This is a genomic window from Curtobacterium sp. BNK-1, from assembly GCF_048685235.1.
Classification (GTDB): domain Bacteria; phylum Pseudomonadota; class Gammaproteobacteria; order Enterobacterales; family Enterobacteriaceae; genus Pantoea; species Pantoea agglomerans.
Genome location: NZ_JBLQTJ010000001.1, coordinates 3,713,765 through 3,730,628 on the forward strand (window position 1 = coordinate 3,713,765; position 16,864 = coordinate 3,730,628).

The following is a 16,864-nucleotide window of genomic DNA, read 5'->3' on the forward strand; positions in this document are numbered from 1 at the left end:
TGCGCCCGCCTCTGTTAAATCCCGTACGCTTTCTGATAGGCACGTACCTGGGCCAGATGATCGGCCATCTCAGGCTTCTCTTCCAGCCAGGCAATCAGGTCTGCCAGCGTTATAATCGCGGTCACTTTGCAGCCGTAATCACGTTCCACTTCCTGAATCGCCGACATTTCTCCGCGTCCACGCTCCTGACGATCAAGCGAGACCAGCACGCCTGCCAGAGTGGCGTTGTGCGCACCGATAATATCCATCGACTCACGAATCGCGGTGCCTGCGGTGATCACATCGTCCACCAGCATCACTTTGCCCTGCAGCGGACTGCCAACCAGCAGGCCACCTTCGCCGTGATCTTTCGCTTCTTTACGGTTAAAGCAGTAAGGCACATCGCGGTCATGATGATCCGCCAGCGCCACCGCCGTGGTGGTGGCAATCGGAATGCCTTTATAGGCCGGGCCGAACAGCAGATCAAAATCAACAGCGCCATCTACCAGCGCCTGCGCGTAGAAGCGTCCCAGCAGCGCTAAATCCCGTCCGCTGTTAAACAGACCAGCATTAAAGAAATAGGGGCTTTTACGCCCGGACTTCAAAGTGAACTCACCGAACTTCAGCACCTGCTTGTTCAGGGCAAATTCAATAAACTGACGCTGCCAGGCTTTCATTTCTCACTCCTCAAATAAAGAAAAGGCGACTCTGAGGTCGCCTGTTACATCAATTTTCCAGCGCTGCTTTCTGCGCCTGAATTAATTCCTCAATTCCGCCCCGAGCCAGCGCCAGTAGCGTTAACAACTCTTCATGGCTGAACGGTTCGCCTTCGGCAGTGCCCTGCACCTCGATCATGCGGCCATCTTCCAGCATCACGACGTTCATGTCGGTTTCTGCGGCTGAGTCTTCAACATACTCCAGATCGCACAGCGCTTCGCCTTTGACGATGCCCACTGAAATCGCCGCGACCATGCCCTTCATCGGGTTCGCTTTCAGTTTGCCGCTGGCCACCAGCTTGTTCAGCGCATCAGCCAGCGCCACACAGGCTCCGGTGATTGATGCGGTGCGAGTGCCGCCATCGGCCTGAATTACGTCACAGTCGAGCGTAATGGTAAATTCACCCAGCGCTTTAAGATCAACCGCGGCGCGCAGTGAACGGGCGATCAGACGCTGAATCTCCAGCGTACGTCCGCCCTGCTTGCCTTTTGCAGCTTCACGCGCCATACGGCTGTGGGTCGAACGCGGCAGCATGCCATATTCGGCCGTTACCCAACCCTGGCCCTGGCCTTTGAGGAAACGCGGAACCCCTTCGTCTACCGAGGCAGTGCAAAGCACTTTCGTTTCGCCGAATTCCACCAGAACGGAACCCTCTGCGTGTTTGGTGTAATTGCGGGTCAATGTGACTGGACGCACCTGTTGTGCGCTACGGCCTGCTGGACGCATGGGTATTCTCCGGCTTGCTAATGATTGGCTGCGCATTATACGGACTTCCTTGTCCGCTGTCTCTTACGCTGGTCTGACGCAGGCATCAGATGAAATTCCCCGCCAGCTGTGGCTAAATGCGCGTTCCTTTCTCTCTGATAAAAAAGACATATGGCCGCCATTCTTCATTTCCTGCTGGCGCTGGTGGTGATTTTTGCCCTTGCGCTGCTGGTCAGTCATGACCGTAAACAGATTCGTCTGCGCTTTATTGTTCAACTGATTGTGGTGGAAGCCGCGCTGGGTTGGTTCTTCCTTCACTCTGCCGGGGGTCTGGCGCTGGTCGGTTCGTTCGCCGGTTTCTTTGAAACGCTGCTGGGTTTTGCCGCACAGGGCACGGAGTTCGTGTTTGGCGGAATGAGCAAACAGGGGCTGGCATTTATCTTCCTTGGCGTGCTCTGCCCGATTGTCTTTATTTCGGCACTGATCGGCATATTGCAGCACTGGCGCATCCTGCCGCTGCTGATCCGTATTTTCGGGACGCTGCTGTCGAAGATTAACGGCATGGGCAAGCTGGAGTCGTTCAACGCCGTCAGCACGCTGATTCTTGGGCAGTCGGAAAACTTCATCGCTTATAAAGGGATTCTGGGTGATATCCCGCCACGCCGGCTCTACACCATGGCGGCGACCGCGATGTCTACCGTTTCGCTGTCGATTGTCGGTGCTTATATGTCGATGATCGAACCGAAGTATGTGGTTGCGGCACTGCTGCTTAACATGTTCAGCACCTTTATTATCCTGTCGATCATCAACCCGATGAAAAGCCAGGATGAGCAGCCTATCGCGCTGGATAAACTGCATGAAGAGCAGAGCTTCTTTGAGATGCTGGGCGAATACATCCTGGCAGGCTTCAAAGTCGCGATGATTATTCTGGCCATGCTGATTGGCTTTATTGCGCTGATTGCTGCCGTCAACGCGCTGTTTGCGGCGGTGTTCGGCTACAGCTTCCAGCAACTGCTCGGCTACCTGTTCTATCCTCTGGCCTGGCTGATTGGCATTCCCAAAGCCGATGCCCTGCAGGCGGCCAGCATCATGGCAACCAAACTGGTGGCGAATGAGTTTGTGGCGATGATTGAACTGCAGAAAGTCGCGGCAGGCATGAGTGCGCGTGGACTGGGTATTCTGTCGGTGTTCCTGGTCTCGTTCGCTAACTTTGCCTCTATCGGCATTGTGGCGGGCGCAATAAAAGGCCTGAATGAGAAACAGGGAAATGTGGTTTCCCGTTTTGGCTGGAAGCTGGTCTATGGCTCCACGCTGGTCAGTCTGCTCTCCGCAGCCTTTGCCGGTCTGTTTATCTGATTATTCAACGGGCGGCAATTCTGCCGCCCGCTTTCGCCTTAGAATCCGACGCAGACGGGTGCATCCACCCGCATAACCGACTCCTGACCAAACCGTTTTTTATAGAGGCTACGTAACGCCTCAATATCAACGTTGGTGGCGGGGTCGATCCCGTGGATCAGCATCAACGCCTTACTGTTCTCCCGTGCCAGCTGACCGTTCTCGCCCAGCCATTGCCCTTTGGCATCATAGACCGACAGGCCCGCTTTAAACCGTGGCGTGACCTCATTATCCACGAAGTTCATCCAGTCGAGTGAACTCACCCTGCCGCCATCAGGCTTGCTCAGTCCAAACCACAACGTGGTCTGCATCATCATGTCGCCACCCGCACAGATGGGTTGCGGTTTAGTGGGCGGCGAGTGGCGTGCCTGGCAACCTGCCAGCAGCAGAGCCATCACAACAGGAAGGGCAATAACGCGAGACATAGATCAGTCATCCTCACAAAGGGTCAACGGCCATCATAAGTGGCTGTCGCTGAAAGCGGAAATGGTTCGTTATTTTCCTGTGCGACGCTTATGCCTGTTATGCCGTGACTCGCCTCGCTATACTTCACCCATCTTTCCGCAAATGAGTACCGCTTATGATCCGCAGTATGACCGCTTATGCCCGCAGCGAAGCCAAAGGCGAATGGGGCAGCGCCGCCTGGGAGCTGCGTTCCGTGAACCAGCGTTATCTGGAAACCTACATCCGCCTGCCGGAACAGTTTCGTGGGCTGGAGCCGGTTATCCGCGAGCGCATTCGCCAGCGTCTGACGCGCGGTAAAATTGAGTGCAACCTCCGTTATGATGCCGATCCCAGCGCACAGGGCGAACTGATGCTCAACGAAACGCTGGCGAAACAGCTGGTGCAGGCTGCCAACTGGGTAAAAATGCAGAGCGACGAAGGCGCGATTAATCCGCTGGATATCCTGCGCTGGCCGGGTGTGATGTCTGCGCAGGAACAGGATCTGGATGCCATCAACACCCAGTTGTTGCAGGCACTGGATGGTGCGCTTGATGACTTTATTGCGGCACGTGAAAGCGAAGGTACCGCCCTGAAAGCGATGATTGAGCAGCGTCTGGAAGGCGTCTCGCAGGAAGTCAGCAAAGTGCGCGCGCAGATGCCTGAGGTGATCAAATGGCAGCGTGAGCGGCTGGTCGCCAAACTGGAAGATGCTGAAGTCCAGCTGGAAAATAATCGCCTTGAGCAGGAACTGGTGATGATGGCGCAGCGTGTTGACGTTTCTGAAGAGCTGGATCGTCTGGATGCGCACGTTAAAGAGACTTACAACATCCTGAAAAAGAAAGAAGCAGTTGGCCGCCGTCTCGACTTTATGATGCAGGAGTTCAATCGTGAGTCGAACACTCTGGCTTCGAAGTCGATCAACGCTGAAATCACCACGTCAGCTATTGAACTGAAGGTGCTGATTGAGCAGATGCGCGAGCAGATTCAGAACATCGAGTAATTTCCACACCTGCACAGTACATCCCACAAGCCCATGTTAAATGGGCTTTTTTACTTTTCCATGATGCCCATATTCCACTGTCAAAGTTCAATGATTTTGGGAGTAAAGTGGGGAACTCGTCTGCTTAACCAGCTATAAATGAATAGTCAGAATGGTGTAGTCCTGAGTCTGGTTTAACAGGTCAGTTATATGGGTAACATTTTTTCCTGTGAGGTCAGGGATAGACATTGGTCATAATGAAAGGTGGGACTTACACGCCTTCACTTTTCCGACCATGCCGTTTAGTATTACATCAGTCTGCTTAATACCTGCGGCTGGTAGTTATATGAACAGGGCTGTAGCAAAGAAGCATTGGATTTTACAGATATGTCGATATTAAAATAATTTAGCATTCGATTAATTACATTATTTTTCAGGATGAAACATTAATATCACAAGGAAGTCATCATGCCAGCATTGAAGTTTCCTGCCACCATTTTTCAAACGAAGCACAAGTTTAACGATTACAGCACTGATGATATGAAGTGTGGAGATCTCACTGAAAAACAGCTAAGAAGTGATTTAGACCTGGATGATGTTTCAAATGTCGTCAATCCCTGGACTGGAAAGGAAGTATCAATATTTAACGCCTTTCAGGATACCCGTCGAAAATCCAGAACGAAAATGGCTGAACTTCTTTTCAATGAGTTTCTTCGTCTTTCTATGCCTGCATATTACCCTGGGCAACATCAAATATTCAACAATCTCGTAAAGCATCTTTATCACGGTAACGGAAAAAGCTATTCCAGTCCCTTTCTTGATAGTGCATATAAGACGCTAATATTAGGTGGTCAAACATCGCCACTCTCACCACTTACAGTAATCAAATCTTCATTAGATAAAATTATTGTTGATGGACAAAAAGCTTATCATTTACAGATAAAGATTTAATAACACAAGCTATAGGCAATTCTATACTTCCTAAGTTTAACCGTTGGGCTGACAGTTTCAATGGATTAGGTATGTCGATACATGATATTCATGCTACAAACATACTGATAAACCAGCTCGATATAACTGACAATGGTTATATCGCAAAAATAACTTTTACAGGGCAGGATCATTTCGGTCTCGATAAAACTGACATCCAGAATCCTAAATTTCATTTTATCAGAGCCTTTCGTATATGGTTTATCCTTCAAAGATGGGAACACTTTGCTTTTAAGCCTTTTTTAACCAATATGAAAGCTGAGTTTGAAATAAATAGCAGGAGAAACTAATGCGAATTAAAAAGATTATTATTTTTATTGTGGCATTGGCAATATTACTATTGTTTTACGTGAGCTTCTTTAGTTCTCCAAAGGTGCTTGCAATTCATGGTCCTGAAGCTAATAAAGAATTATTAGTTAAAAATATGCCTTTCACTGATAGCGATAAAATCGAATGGTGGGATAATAATGGAGTTAAAACCATCTCTTCCCCTGAAACTTACAATGTTTCAATCTGGAAGTTTGATGGGAAGTATCAAAAGCTCGCTCCCAGGAACTCAGGGGCTTTTCCAGACCATGATACTGATTACTTATTATGCTTCGACGACATGAAAACAGAAGAAAATTGTATAGACAAGTCAACCTGGATCATGGAAATCACTAAGACAAAGGATGGTTACACTTACTACCGTCTTGATGGAAAGTCTTACTATCGAAAACCATCCGGTGAACTGGTCAAAGGTGAAAGATTTACGACAACCATCAAGCCAGTAAGCTGATGAGCTTGTAGCTGTGCTCATCGGAAACTGGATTGATGAGTAGAATAGTAAATCGTCATAAAAAACCAAAATAAGAAGCTGATTTTTATAAGATTTACTCAAAATCATCATTCATATCCAGAAGATCGAGTAATATCCACTCAACAAAGCGCTCGCAGCGGCGCTTTGTTCCCCTTTCAGGCGCTGTCAGCACTTAAAGAGTTAGCTCCTTCCGCGAATTGATCGCTTTTTCAGCGCGGCCAGCATCAGAATCAGGTAAAGATAAATAAATAATCATTTCCAGACTGTTCCTGAAACGGCCTCACTTACAATTAAAGCTGCTTTCAGACTTAGATTAAACAGTTGAAAAATAATGATTTTATATGATTAATGTACTTTTATAGCCGGTATTAACTCCTCTCCATGAAACAGGTCAATCCTGTAGATGCCGGAGTTTCCCTTTCTTTGAAGGCACTTTTTGATAAAATGTTGGTCGAAATCAGTACAGCTGTACCGCCTTAAGACTCATGGAAGTGCTCTTTGTGCGATGCATCCCTCTATCCCATGAAGGTTGTTAATGAAAAACACCGGAAAATTTAGCAGTTCGCTGCTGCATCCGCGTTATTGGTTTACCTGGTTTGGCCTTGGCGTACTCTGGCTGCTGGTCCAGCTCCCCTATCCTGTTCTTATGCGTCTCGGTGCCGGTGCCGGCAAAATCTCTCGCCATTTCCTGCAGCGCCGCGAGCGTATTACCCGTCGTAACATCGAACTCTGCTTTCCGGGCATCAGCGAAGAAAAAACAGAACATATGATTGCCGGCAATTTTGCGTCGCTCGGGATGGCGCTGGCTGAAACCGGTGTTGCCTGGTTCTGGTCTGACCGTGCGGTAAGACGTCTGTTTAAAGTGTCGGGAATGGAAAACCTGCATGCCGCGCAGAAAGAAAAGCGAGGCGTGATGCTGATTGGTGTGCATTTCATGTCACTGGAGCTGGGCGGCCGCATCAGCGGACTCTGTCAGCCAATGATGGCGATGTATCGCCCACACAATAACCAGGCGATGGAGTATGTGCAGACCAAAGGGCGGATGCGCTCAAATAAAGCGATGATCGACCGTCGTGATCTACGCGGTATGGTTAATGCCCTGAAACAGGGTGAATCGGTCTGGTTTGCGCCTGACCAGGATTACGGCCCTAAAGGCAGCACCTTTGCGCCGCTGTTTGCGGTGGAAAAAGCCGCCACGACTAACGGGACTTTTGTTTTGTCGCGTCTGGCGAAGCCAGCGATGGTGCCGATTATGCTGATTCGTAATCCAGGAAATGATGGCTACCATTTGATCATCGAACCGATGCTGGAAAATTATCCTCATACGGACGAGGCTGCTGCTGCAGCTTATATGAACAAAGTGATCGAAAATCAGATCCTTCGCGCACCCGAACAGTACCTTTGGCTGCATCGTCGCTTCAAAACCCGGCCACCGGGTGAAAAGTCGCTCTACGTCTGAGTTAACTGATAAAGCAGGCCTCGTGCCTGCTTTGTTGTTTTAATCTGCTGAACGACATCTGCTTTACGTCCACTCTCTCATTCTCGTTTGCTATGCTCTTATACTGCCTCTGCCGTTATAGCTACCTCTACAGTTTCTGCTGTTCAGCACACCTGTCTGCGTCCGGCAGGCTGGTATCAAAGAGATAATTAAGGAATGATGAATCCTCTTACCTCGTCAATGCCGGACAATCTTATGGATATCAACGATACACAGCAGTGGCAGCGTCCGCTGATTGATGATCGCCTTACGCCCTATATTGAAGTGGATGCAGAGCGCCTGGAGCAGAACCTGCAGCATATGCAGCGCAAAGCCAGTGCGGCAGGCGTCGCGTTGCGACCCCATATCAAAACGCATAAAAGCGTCTGGATTGCGCAGCGTCAGATCGCGTCCGGTGCACAGGGTGTGACCGTCTCTAAGCCCAGCGAAGGCATCAGCTTTATTCAGGGCGGTGTTCGTGATCTGCTATTAGCCTACCCGATTGTGCAACCGCAAAGCGTGGCTGAATTGCTGCGCCACGCTGTGCTTCATCAGGCAAAGCTCACCCTGATTGCGGACAGACTGCAGGGCGTGGCGGCTATTGCTGATGCCTGCCAGCAGCAACCGGAATGCGACCTGGCGGTAGCGATTAAGGTTGATGTTGGATTACATCGGATAGGTGTCAATCCTGATACAGATGAAGCGGTGCTGATTGCTCAGGCGCTGCAGGACAAAGGGTTACGCTTTGCCGGATTAGTATCACATGCCGGCCACGCTTATGGTGCCGGGAATGCCACGGCCATTGCGGATGTCGCCCGGCAGGAAACGGCATTGATGCAGCGAGTACAGGCAAAACTGCAGGCGGCTGGTTTTACCGACTGCCCTCTCTCTGTAGGTTCAACGCCTACGGCGCTGGCAGCAGAGGTTGCACCCTGCATTCATGAAATCCGGCCCGGAAACTATGCACTACTGGACCTTACCGCCTGCCGTCTCGGATTAAGTCACGTCGATCAGCTGGCAATGAGCGTCATTACCCGTGTCGTGGCGGTGAACGATCATTTCGCGATTGTGGATGCCGGGTCAAAAATGCTGAGTTCGGATAAAGGGCCACACGGCACCAATGCCAGCGGCTTTGGTGTGGCAGCCGACGAAGCGGGTCAGACTTATGAAGTGACAAAATTATCTGAGGAGCACGGTTTTCTGCTTTATCAGGATCGCCGCCCTGAAGTCGGCACGCTGCTGCGTATTTTCCCTAATCACAGTTGTGCCGTGATGGCGCAGTCGGACGGCTTTGTTCTGCGGCACGCTAACGGCCATAGCGAAGATCATGTGGTTTCTGCGCGCGGCAATTTCATCTGAGTCAGTGGCAGACAGCATCATCCGTTGTCTGCCATTTGTACGAAACCCTTTCAACACCACACTTCTGCTGTTACAACGTTTTAACAAGCCTGACCCCATGCTTTAATGCCTTTTTAGCTTATTCACCGGAGGTTACATGCTCTCCTCTCGCACTCTGAGCCTGACGATTCCACGTCACTGGTTAGATCTTTATGAAACCATCTGGAAGCCAGAGTTTTTCCCAAAGTGGGCTTCCGGGCTGACGCACAGTGCGTTAGAACCCGATGGCAATCGCTGGCGTGCTAAAGGCCCCCTGGGCAATGTGAAGATCCGGTTCTCGCCACATAATCCGTTTGGGGTAATGGATCACTGGATTGATAGCGGCTCGGGAAAGGAGATCTACGTACCGATGCGCGTGATAGCAAACGAACAGGGCGCCGAGGTGATGGTAACGGTTTATCGCCAGCCATTTACTTCAGATGAGAAATTTAAGCAGGATATTGAATGGGTTAGCAACGATCTTGAGAAACTCAACCAGCTTCTTACACAATAAATCAATGACTTAGCGCGCCTTTTTCTCTGCATTTATCACTGGCCGTTAATGAAAAAAAATAGAAAAACTTTCGACGATAAATCATAAAGCGCTTATCTGATTACTCATCATCCTTACGCATTTATCACCAACCCTGCTTAAGCATCGCTGCCAGGAAAAATCCTGGCAAAATCCTCTGAAAGGCAGGCGCCCCCCTCTGATTTCGGGCCTCCTTGTTTGCCGCACAAACAATTTCTGACTGACCCATACATTAATCATTAACAATCGTTTATTAGCAATCTGCTGGGGATTTAATATTTATCATGCATAAAGTGAAACCATTTATTTCTGCGGTCGCGTAATCAGACTTTTCTTATGGTGTTAAATTAAATAAAACAATGTATAAATCATTCCACACACAGCAATACCCATAATGATAAAGCAGGAAAAAATTCATGGACCGCTCAACGTATCCTTTGTTATCAGAAAAAGAATGCGTTGAGATTGCCGCAAGGATGCTGGCAGGAGAATATAAAACTACAACAGGATTTATTCGTGATCTGGCGGAATTCTTATTCGCTGAAGGGAATTCCGCCATGACACGAAACAGCGATTTTACCAGGGATATCTTTTTTATCCAGGCATCATTTGATTGAATCCATAATAACATGGCAAGCCTGTAAAGCGTTTTCAGGACTTCGGCCGGAAAAATTGCACTAACTAACGGTGTTACAGCAACCTCTCCTTGCCGTTACACAACTATTTAATTCTCACAGAGTCGATGGACTCTAACGAGTATATTATGGCAATACGTGAAAGCAGTCTGAATGGCGCAAAATGGTCTCTGCTCTCTTCAATCAAAATTATTGGCATCGGCGTATTACAACTCTCGTTGCTGGCGCAGATTCTGCAGGCGAATGAGCTCAATCTGCTGGCGATCGCCGTGATAGCTTTACTGGCTATCGATACTCTGGCCGATCGGGGCTTCTCAAATACGCTGATCCGCCGCTCGATTCTCTCTATCAATGACCTCTCCACGATCTACTGGGGTAATATGTTGATGGGGGTCGCGGTGTTTGGTCTGTTATTTACTGGCAGCCATCTGCTGACCAGCCTTTTTGATCAGCCTGAACTGGCATTAATGCTGCAGATGGTCTCAGTGGTGTTTATTATCATCCCACAGGGTCAGCATTACCGTGCGATATTACAGCGCGAAAAACAATATACCCGTATCGCTTTTGCTGAAACCTCCTCGGTATTAGCCGGACTTGCCGTCACCTTATTTACCGTCTGGCTGACCCCTTCAGTATTGTGTGCGATCTGGGGTTACCTGGCGATGGCATCCATTCGTATGCTGATTTACTGCTACTACGGTCGTTCATGGTTCCAGCCGGAATACCGTTTTAGCCTGAATGCATTTTCTAAAATTCGTGCAAGAAACAAATAATAAAATAAGTCTGTATGGTGGGCTCTGAGCATCCGAAACGATGCGTTGGCGTGCTGTTAACCAGCACGCCTTTTCTTTTTATTTAGTCTGTCGCAATATTTACCTGATCGATTCTTTTCCCGCAGCATCCAGCCCTTTTTTATCTCCTGTATAAACTGGTTTTCGACCAGCGGCTATCTGGCGATCGTCGTCAGTTCACCGCCCGCCCTGAGTGGGAAAACCCCACGCCGGAACGCGCAAACCCTCTGTACGTTGTTTCCTCTCAACTTTTTCAATCACCTGCCGCAGTCCCTTCGCAAAAAAGTCTTTCTATGATGACGCCAGCGCTGGCTGGTATAAACTGCGCTCATCCCGGACGCCGATCGCCAGAAAATCTTCGGCGCCGTCTCTCAAGCAATGCCGTAGTCTTGCCGCCGTCTTACTGGAGTCTGCTATGTTACTGACCGTTCTCTACATTATTGGTATTACTGCTGAAGCCATGACGGGTGCGCTGGCGGCGGGGCGTCGCAAAATGGATCTGTTCGGTGTCATCATTATCGCGTCCGTGACCGCCATTGGTGGCGGTTCGGTGCGCGACATCCTGCTGGGTCACTATCCGCTGGGCTGGGTGAAACATCCCGAATACATCATGATTGTTGCAGCGGCGGCGGTAGTGACCACTTTCCTGGCACCCCTGATGACGCATCTGCGCAAAGTGTTTCTGGTGCTCGATGCGTTAGGACTGGTGGTCTTTTCTATTATCGGCGCGCAGGTTGCGCTCGATTCAGGACACGCCATGATTATTGCCGCGATAAGTGCGGTCATTACCGGCGTCTTTGGCGGCGTACTGCGTGACATGTTCTGTAATCGCATTCCGCTGGTGTTTCAGAAGGAACTCTACGCCGGTATCGCTTTCGCCTCTGGCTGGATGTATATCCTGCTGCTGAAAACCACACTGGCGCATGAAGCGGTGATTATCATTACCCTGCTGTTCGGATTCTTCGCCCGTTTACTGGCGCTGCGCTTCCGTCTTGGTTTGCCGATTTTCAACTATCCCCATCCCGAGCATTGAGGATGCGGGAATTCCCTGCTGTCTCAGAAAAGCGATCAGCGTCTGCAGGCGGGCATCATGGAACTGCGTAACCAGGCGCTTTGCCAGCGCCGCCCCGACACCCGGTAAAGCTTGCCAGTCCCTGACATCCCGCTGCGTTAAGCTCTCCCACTGCTGATCGGGCAGCGCATTGAGGGCCTTCCGCGGCAGTGAAACACCTAAGGCATCCACCCAGCGACGAAGCGGCTGCTGACGGGTGAGATTAAAACGGTGCCAGAGCTGACCCGCCCGCTCCCGAGAGAGGCCCGTTGCGGCGGCGATCTGTTCCGGTGTTAACGTCAGCCAGCCGAACAGGTGCGTCATACTGCCGGTTTCCAGTAAGTGCAGCCAGGTGCTGCGCTCAACGCCAGGAATATTCAGTACCGTTTTCTGACTGAGCCAGCGTAATTTTGCCAGTAGCTGCTTCTGGCATTCAGCGCTGAAGGTGTAACAACTCAGCGGCGTGTAGCGCGACGCGTCGGGAGGCTGAGGATAGTGCCGCTCTGCCACGCGCCAGATCACCCGCTCCAGCCGGGGAATGCCCTGGCCTGCCAGACTCAGTGTGATGACATCTCCCGCCACGATATCGCTCTCCTGCCAGCGACGCAGCGATCCAACATTGACCCGCCTGACCGTCTTATCATCCAGCTGTACCGGCTGCAGATTAAGTACCGCGGCTATCTTCCCGGTTCGGCCGACTGGAAAATCGACGGAGAGCACTTCAGCGCTGACTTCCGGAGGCTGATATTTCCAGGCAACGGCCCATGTTCCATCTCCAGGCAGCCAGTTTTTGCCCGCAGGTCGCAGGCTCTGATGAACGACGACACCGTCAGTGACAAAGGGCAGCTCAGCATGAAACCAGCGCTTCCGCCACGCTGCAACCTCCTCTTCGTCTTTAACGCTGTGGCTCCATTTTGCGGCAACGCCCAGTCCCCATCGGCTGAGTTGCTGAAGGCGTTCCCTCATCGTGGCGGGGCCATCTGGCCAGGCCCAGATAAAAATATCGAGCGAGTCCAGCAGAGGAACCCGCTGCTTGCTCATCATGGCGCCAGCGACCTGTGAGCGCGCATTCCTGCCGCCATCAACTGCCTGCTGATGACCGGTCATCGAGAGAAACAGCTCACCCTGCAGCACAACCTCTTCAAGTCCGGTCTCGATCTGCAGCGGAATCGCAGGGATCCAGGCGGCTTTAGCCAGCCACTCTTCACCGCGTAATCCATCACCACGACTCAACAGTGAAACCAGTCTGCCGTGGCGATAAACCAGGGAAACGGCAATGCCATCCACTTTCGGCTGCACCCAGAGATCGTGCCGCCCCTGCATCCAGTAAGCCAGGGCCAGCTTGTCGCGCATCTTTTTTACGCCCGTGTGGGCGACCGGATGCAGGTGCTCACCCTCACCCGGCAGTTGCGGTGCGTAAGCGGGCTGCGGAGGGTTAAAGCAGTGCTGCCAGTGATTCAGTCGCTGCTGCAGACTGTCATAATCTGCATCAGCCACCGGACTCTGCCCCTGACGATAGTAAGCATCATCCCAGTGCTGCAGCTGCTGTTGCAGACGACGGATCTCTTCTGTCGCCCGGGTGGGAGTCCAGACCGGACAAAGGGCGCTATGCGCAGGCCATAGGACGATCCACAGAGCAGCCGCAAACAGCGGCCAGCCGAATCCTTTCATGATCTCTCTCCTGACGTTTTGCAGCATTCAATACCAGTGCTTCAGCGTCAGCCAGAGGTGATGTTCAGCTATGGAAGGAATGCCGTCGCAATCAGGGGATAATTACAGTCGTCCGACAGAGATTTGCGCGAAGATGCGCAAAAGTTGGGTGTTGCCGCTGCGCAAACGCTGCGTGGCGGCGGGAAGCTGTGTATACTGTGCAGGAAATCGACTCCGCTTTTAATCAATTCAAGAAAACCATGGCTCAAGGCACGCTCTATATTGTTTCTGCTCCCAGCGGCGCAGGTAAATCCAGCCTGATTCAGGCGCTGTTAAAGACCCAGCCGTTGTATGATACGCAGGTCTCTGTTTCGCACACGACGCGCGGTATGCGTCCGGGTGAAACCCATGGCGAACATTACTTTTTTGTTGAGAAGCATGAATTTGAGCAGATGATCGCGGAAGAGGCTTTCCTCGAACATGCCAAAGTTTTCGACAACTATTACGGTACCTCGCGCCATGCTATTGAGCAGGTGCTGGCAACCGGCGTTGACGTGTTTCTCGACATCGACTGGCAGGGTGCGCAGCAAATTCGCACCAAAATGCCTGGCGCACGCAGCATCTTTGTTTTACCGCCTTCGAAAGAAGAGCTCGATCGCCGTCTGCGCGGTCGTGGCCAGGACAGCGAAGAGGTGATCACGCGTCGCATGGCTCAGGCGGTAGCGGAAATGAGCCACTACGCCGAGTATGACTATTTAATTGTGAATGATGATTTCGATCTGGCGCTGTCCGATCTGAAAACCATTATTCGCGCAGAACGTCTGCGTATGGCGCGTCAGAAGGCGCGTCACGATGCTTTAATCAGCAAACTGTTGGCAGTCTGAATACAGTTTCAGTATGATGCGCAGTCATTTCTTCATCTGTGGAGTAGCACACCTATGGCACGCGTAACCGTTCAGGACGCAGTAGAAAAAGTTGGTAATCGTTTTGACCTGGTGTTGGTCGCTGCACGTCGTGCACGTCAGATGCAGGTAGGCGGCAAAGATCCACTGGTTCCGGAAGAGAACGATAAACCTACCGTTATCGCCCTGCGCGAAATCGAAGAAGGTTTGGTCACCAATCAGATTTTAGATGTGCGTGATCGTCAGGAACAGCAAGAGCAGGAAGCCGCTGAGTTACAGGCCGTTACCGCTATCGCTGAAGGTCGTCGTTAACAGCCACCTGCAGGTCGCCCTTGTATCTGTTTGAAAGTCTCAATCAACTGATTGAAAAATACTTGCCAGAGGAGCAGATCAAGCGCCTCCAGCAAGCCTACCTTGTCGCACGTGATGCCCACGAGGGACAGACACGCTCCAGCGGTGAGCCTTATATCACCCATCCGGTTGCCGTGGCCTGTATTCTGGCGGAAATGAAGCTCGACCATGAAACTCTCATGGCCGCGCTGCTGCATGACGTGATCGAAGATACGCCTGCCACTTACCAGGACATGGAACAACTGTTCGGTAAAAGCGTGGCGGAACTGGTCGAAGGCGTTTCCAAGCTGGATAAGCTGAAATTCCGCGACAAGAAAGAAGCGCAGGCAGAGAACTTCCGCAAGATGATTATGGCGATGGTGCAGGATATCCGCGTCATTCTCATCAAGCTGGCTGACCGCACCCACAATATGCGTACTCTCGGCGCATTACGCCCGGACAAACGTCGCCGCATCGCGCTGGAAACGTTAGAGATTTACAGTCCGCTGGCGCACCGCCTGGGTATTCATCATCTTAAAACAGAGCTGGAAGAGCTCGGTTTTGAGGCCCTCTATCCGAACCGTTATCGGGTCATTAAAGAGGTGGTGAAAGCCGCGCGCGGTAATCGTAAAGAGATGATCCAGAAGATTCTTTCTGAGATCGACGGCCGTTTGCAGGAAGCGGGCATTCCCTGCCGCGTCAGCGGGCGTGAAAAGCATCTTTACTCGATTTACCGCAAAATGACGCTGAAAGAGCAGCGTTTTCACTCGATCATGGATATCTATGCCTTTCGCGTCATCGTGAAAGATCTGGATACCTGCTATCGCGTTCTGGGCCAGATGCACAGTTTGTATAAACCGCGTCCGGGCCGCGTCAAAGATTACATCGCCATCCCCAAAGCGAACGGCTATCAATCGCTCCATACCTCAATGATTGGTCCGCACGGCGTGCCGGTCGAAGTACAGATTCGCACCGAGGATATGGATCAGATGGCGGAAATGGGGGTCGCTGCGCACTGGGCTTATAAACAGGCGGGCGAAAGTGGCACCACCGCACAGATTCGCGCTCAGCGCTGGCTGCAAAGCCTGCTGGAGCTGCAACAGAGTGCGGGCAGTTCGTTTGAATTTATTGAAAGCGTGAAGTCCGATCTCTTTCCCGATGAGATCTACGTCTTTACACCTGAAGGCCGCATTGTTGAGCTGCCAACCGGTGCGACGCCGGTGGATTTCGCTTATGCGGTCCACACCGATATCGGCCATGCCTGCGTTGGCGCACGCGTTGACCGCCAGCCTTATCCGCTGTCGCAAACCCTGACCAGCGGTCAGACGATTGAAATCATCACCGCGCCAGGCGCCCGTCCTAACGCCGCCTGGCTCAACTTTGTCGTCAGCTCCAAAGCCCGCGCAAAAATTCGTCAGCTGCTGAAAAACCTCAAGCGCGAAGACTCCGTCAATCTGGGTCGCCGCCTGCTCAGCCATGCGCTGGGCGGCAGCCGTAAACTGGCTGAGATCCCGCCTGAGAATATCAGGCAGGAGCTGGATCGTATGAAGCTGACCTCGCTTGACGATCTGCTGGCAGAAATCGGTCTGGGCAATGCGATGAGCGTGGTGGTGGCGAAGAACCTGTTGCAGGCTGACAGCAACGCCATCAGCAGCAACAGCAAGCGCGGTAAGCTGCCGATCAAAGGTGCAGATGGCGTGTTGATTACCTTCGCCAAATGCTGCCGTCCGATTCCCGGTGACCCGATTGTTGCCCATGTCAGTCCCGGCAAAGGGCTGGTGGTGCATCATGAATCCTGTCGAAATATTCGCGGCTACCAGAAAGAGCCCGAAAAATTCATGCCGGTCGAGTGGGATAAAGTCACCGAGCAGGAGTTCGTGGCGGAAATCAAAGTCGACATGTTTAACCATCAGGGCGCACTGGCTAACCTGACGGCGGCAATCAACACGGCCGGTTCCAATATTCAGAGCCTGAATACCGAAGAGCGTGATGGCCGCGTTTACAGCGCCTTTATCCGCCTGACCGCACGTGATCGCGTACATCTGGCGAATATCATGCGTAAAATTCGCGTGATGCCGGATGTGATCAAAGTCCATCGTAACCGTAATTAG

General features: G+C 51.5%; 16 protein-coding genes and 1 pseudogene. 13 read left to right on the top strand and 4 right to left on the bottom strand.

Features of this window, described 5'->3' with window-relative positions; genetic code table 11:
* Positions 1–14: 14 nt before the first annotated feature.
* Together pyrE and rph are read right to left on the bottom strand one after the other, a co-directional pair.
* Entirely contained in the window at positions 15–656 is a 642-nt protein-coding gene (pyrE, locus tag ACMGGP_RS17615; protein ID WP_031591887.1) for an orotate phosphoribosyltransferase, read from the bottom strand.
* A gap of 49 nt (positions 657–705) precedes the next feature.
* Positions 706–1,422, bottom strand: a complete 717-nt coding sequence (rph, locus tag ACMGGP_RS17620; protein WP_010258378.1) for a ribonuclease PH — start codon at positions 1,420–1,422, stop codon at positions 706–708.
* Between the two features lie 150 nt (positions 1,423–1,572).
* Here rph and ACMGGP_RS17625 point away from each other — a divergent pair, with 150 nt between their 5' ends.
* Positions 1,573–2,757, top strand: a complete 1,185-nt coding sequence (locus ACMGGP_RS17625) for a NupC/NupG family nucleoside CNT transporter (protein WP_010672098.1) — start codon at positions 1,573–1,575, stop codon at positions 2,755–2,757.
* A gap of 38 nt (positions 2,758–2,795) precedes the next feature.
* Here the strand turns inward: ACMGGP_RS17625 and ACMGGP_RS17630 are convergent, their stop codons facing one another.
* The gene (locus tag ACMGGP_RS17630; protein ID WP_010672099.1) at positions 2,796–3,221 is read right to left on the bottom strand and encodes a DUF3574 domain-containing protein; all 426 of its coding nucleotides are present in this window, start codon (positions 3,219–3,221) and stop codon (positions 2,796–2,798) included.
* Positions 3,222–3,376: 155 nt separating this feature from the next.
* Here ACMGGP_RS17630 and ACMGGP_RS17635 point away from each other — a divergent pair, with 155 nt between their 5' ends.
* The 9 genes and pseudogenes from ACMGGP_RS17635 to ACMGGP_RS17675 all read left to right on the top strand — a co-directional run bounded on the left by ACMGGP_RS17635 (position 3,377) and on the right by ACMGGP_RS17675 (position 11,853).
* Complete coding sequence (locus ACMGGP_RS17635; protein ID WP_010258384.1) at positions 3,377–4,240, top strand: YicC/YloC family endoribonuclease; 864 nt, start codon at positions 3,377–3,379, stop codon at positions 4,238–4,240.
* Between the two features lie 447 nt (positions 4,241–4,687).
* Positions 4,688–5,499: pseudogene (locus tag ACMGGP_RS17640) on the top strand (DUF3289 family protein).
* Positions 5,499–5,987 (top strand): DUF943 family protein, encoded by a 489-nt coding sequence (locus ACMGGP_RS17645; protein WP_045139500.1) that lies wholly within the window; start codon positions 5,499–5,501, stop codon positions 5,985–5,987. The pseudogene ACMGGP_RS17640 and the gene ACMGGP_RS17645 overlap by 1 nt, the downstream one beginning before the upstream one ends.
* A 556-nt stretch (positions 5,988–6,543) precedes the next feature.
* Entirely contained in the window at positions 6,544–7,467 is a 924-nt protein-coding gene (lpxP, locus tag ACMGGP_RS17650; protein ID WP_010258386.1) for a kdo(2)-lipid IV(A) palmitoleoyltransferase, read from the top strand.
* A gap of 195 nt (positions 7,468–7,662) precedes the next feature.
* Complete coding sequence (locus ACMGGP_RS17655; RefSeq protein ID WP_498798669.1) at positions 7,663–8,844, top strand: alanine racemase; 1,182 nt, start codon at positions 7,663–7,665, stop codon at positions 8,842–8,844.
* 136 nt (positions 8,845–8,980) lie between these two features.
* On the top strand, positions 8,981–9,376 hold the full coding sequence (locus tag ACMGGP_RS17660) for a hypothetical protein (RefSeq protein ID WP_422431896.1): 396 nt from the start codon (positions 8,981–8,983) through the stop codon (positions 9,374–9,376).
* A gap of 434 nt (positions 9,377–9,810) precedes the next feature.
* Entirely contained in the window at positions 9,811–10,011 is a 201-nt protein-coding gene (locus ACMGGP_RS17665) for a hypothetical protein (RefSeq protein ID WP_010258393.1), read from the top strand.
* Positions 10,012–10,157: 146 nt separating this feature from the next.
* On the top strand, positions 10,158–10,802 hold the full coding sequence (locus ACMGGP_RS17670) for an oligosaccharide flippase family protein (protein ID WP_010258395.1): 645 nt from the start codon (positions 10,158–10,160) through the stop codon (positions 10,800–10,802).
* A gap of 433 nt (positions 10,803–11,235) precedes the next feature.
* Positions 11,236–11,853, top strand: coding sequence for a trimeric intracellular cation channel family protein (locus ACMGGP_RS17675; RefSeq protein ID WP_010258398.1), 618 nt, complete (start codon positions 11,236–11,238; stop codon positions 11,851–11,853).
* Here ACMGGP_RS17675 and ligB read toward each other — a convergent pair.
* Complete coding sequence (ligB, locus tag ACMGGP_RS17680; protein ID WP_422458289.1) at positions 11,791–13,542, bottom strand: NAD-dependent DNA ligase LigB; 1,752 nt, start codon at positions 13,540–13,542, stop codon at positions 11,791–11,793. The genes ACMGGP_RS17675 and ligB overlap by 63 nt on opposite strands.
* A gap of 239 nt (positions 13,543–13,781) precedes the next feature.
* Here ligB and gmk point away from each other — a divergent pair, with 239 nt between their 5' ends.
* From gmk to spoT, 3 genes are read left to right on the top strand one after another with little or no spacing between them, the layout of a single operon-like run.
* A complete protein-coding gene (gmk, locus tag ACMGGP_RS17685) occupies positions 13,782–14,405 on the top strand; it encodes a guanylate kinase (RefSeq protein WP_010258405.1) in 624 nt (207 codons plus the stop codon).
* 54 nt (positions 14,406–14,459) lie between these two features.
* The gene (gene rpoZ / locus ACMGGP_RS17690) at positions 14,460–14,735 is read left to right on the top strand and encodes a DNA-directed RNA polymerase subunit omega (RefSeq protein WP_003851346.1); all 276 of its coding nucleotides are present in this window, start codon (positions 14,460–14,462) and stop codon (positions 14,733–14,735) included.
* Positions 14,736–14,755: 20 nt separating this feature from the next.
* Complete coding sequence (spoT, locus tag ACMGGP_RS17695) at positions 14,756–16,864, top strand: bifunctional GTP diphosphokinase/guanosine-3',5'-bis pyrophosphate 3'-pyrophosphohydrolase (RefSeq protein WP_010258411.1); 2,109 nt, start codon at positions 14,756–14,758, stop codon at positions 16,862–16,864.

Coding starts and splice junctions, on each gene's coding strand:
- ACMGGP_RS17635 (WP_010258384.1), top strand. CDS start 3,377: ATGATCCGCAGTATGACCGCTTATGCCCGCAGCGAAGCCAAAGGCGAA.
- rpoZ (WP_003851346.1), top strand. CDS start 14,460: ATGGCACGCGTAACCGTTCAGGACGCAGTAGAAAAAGTTGGTAATCGT.
- pyrE (WP_031591887.1), bottom strand. CDS start 656: ATGAAAGCCTGGCAGCGTCAGTTTATTGAATTTGCCCTGAACAAGCAG.
- ACMGGP_RS17665 (WP_010258393.1), top strand. CDS start 9,811: ATGGACCGCTCAACGTATCCTTTGTTATCAGAAAAAGAATGCGTTGAG.
- ACMGGP_RS17670 (WP_010258395.1), top strand. CDS start 10,158: ATGGCAATACGTGAAAGCAGTCTGAATGGCGCAAAATGGTCTCTGCTC.
- ACMGGP_RS17660 (WP_422431896.1), top strand. CDS start 8,981: ATGCTCTCCTCTCGCACTCTGAGCCTGACGATTCCACGTCACTGGTTA.
- ACMGGP_RS17655 (WP_498798669.1), top strand. CDS start 7,663: ATGATGAATCCTCTTACCTCGTCAATGCCGGACAATCTTATGGATATC.
- ACMGGP_RS17675 (WP_010258398.1), top strand. CDS start 11,236: ATGTTACTGACCGTTCTCTACATTATTGGTATTACTGCTGAAGCCATG.
- gmk (WP_010258405.1), top strand. CDS start 13,782: ATGGCTCAAGGCACGCTCTATATTGTTTCTGCTCCCAGCGGCGCAGGT.
- ACMGGP_RS17625 (WP_010672098.1), top strand. CDS start 1,573: ATGGCCGCCATTCTTCATTTCCTGCTGGCGCTGGTGGTGATTTTTGCC.
- lpxP (WP_010258386.1), top strand. CDS start 6,544: ATGAAAAACACCGGAAAATTTAGCAGTTCGCTGCTGCATCCGCGTTAT.
- ACMGGP_RS17630 (WP_010672099.1), bottom strand. CDS start 3,221: ATGTCTCGCGTTATTGCCCTTCCTGTTGTGATGGCTCTGCTGCTGGCA.
- ACMGGP_RS17645 (WP_045139500.1), top strand. CDS start 5,499: ATGCGAATTAAAAAGATTATTATTTTTATTGTGGCATTGGCAATATTA.
- ligB (WP_422458289.1), bottom strand. CDS start 13,542: ATGAAAGGATTCGGCTGGCCGCTGTTTGCGGCTGCTCTGTGGATCGTC.
- rph (WP_010258378.1), bottom strand. CDS start 1,422: ATGCGTCCAGCAGGCCGTAGCGCACAACAGGTGCGTCCAGTCACATTG.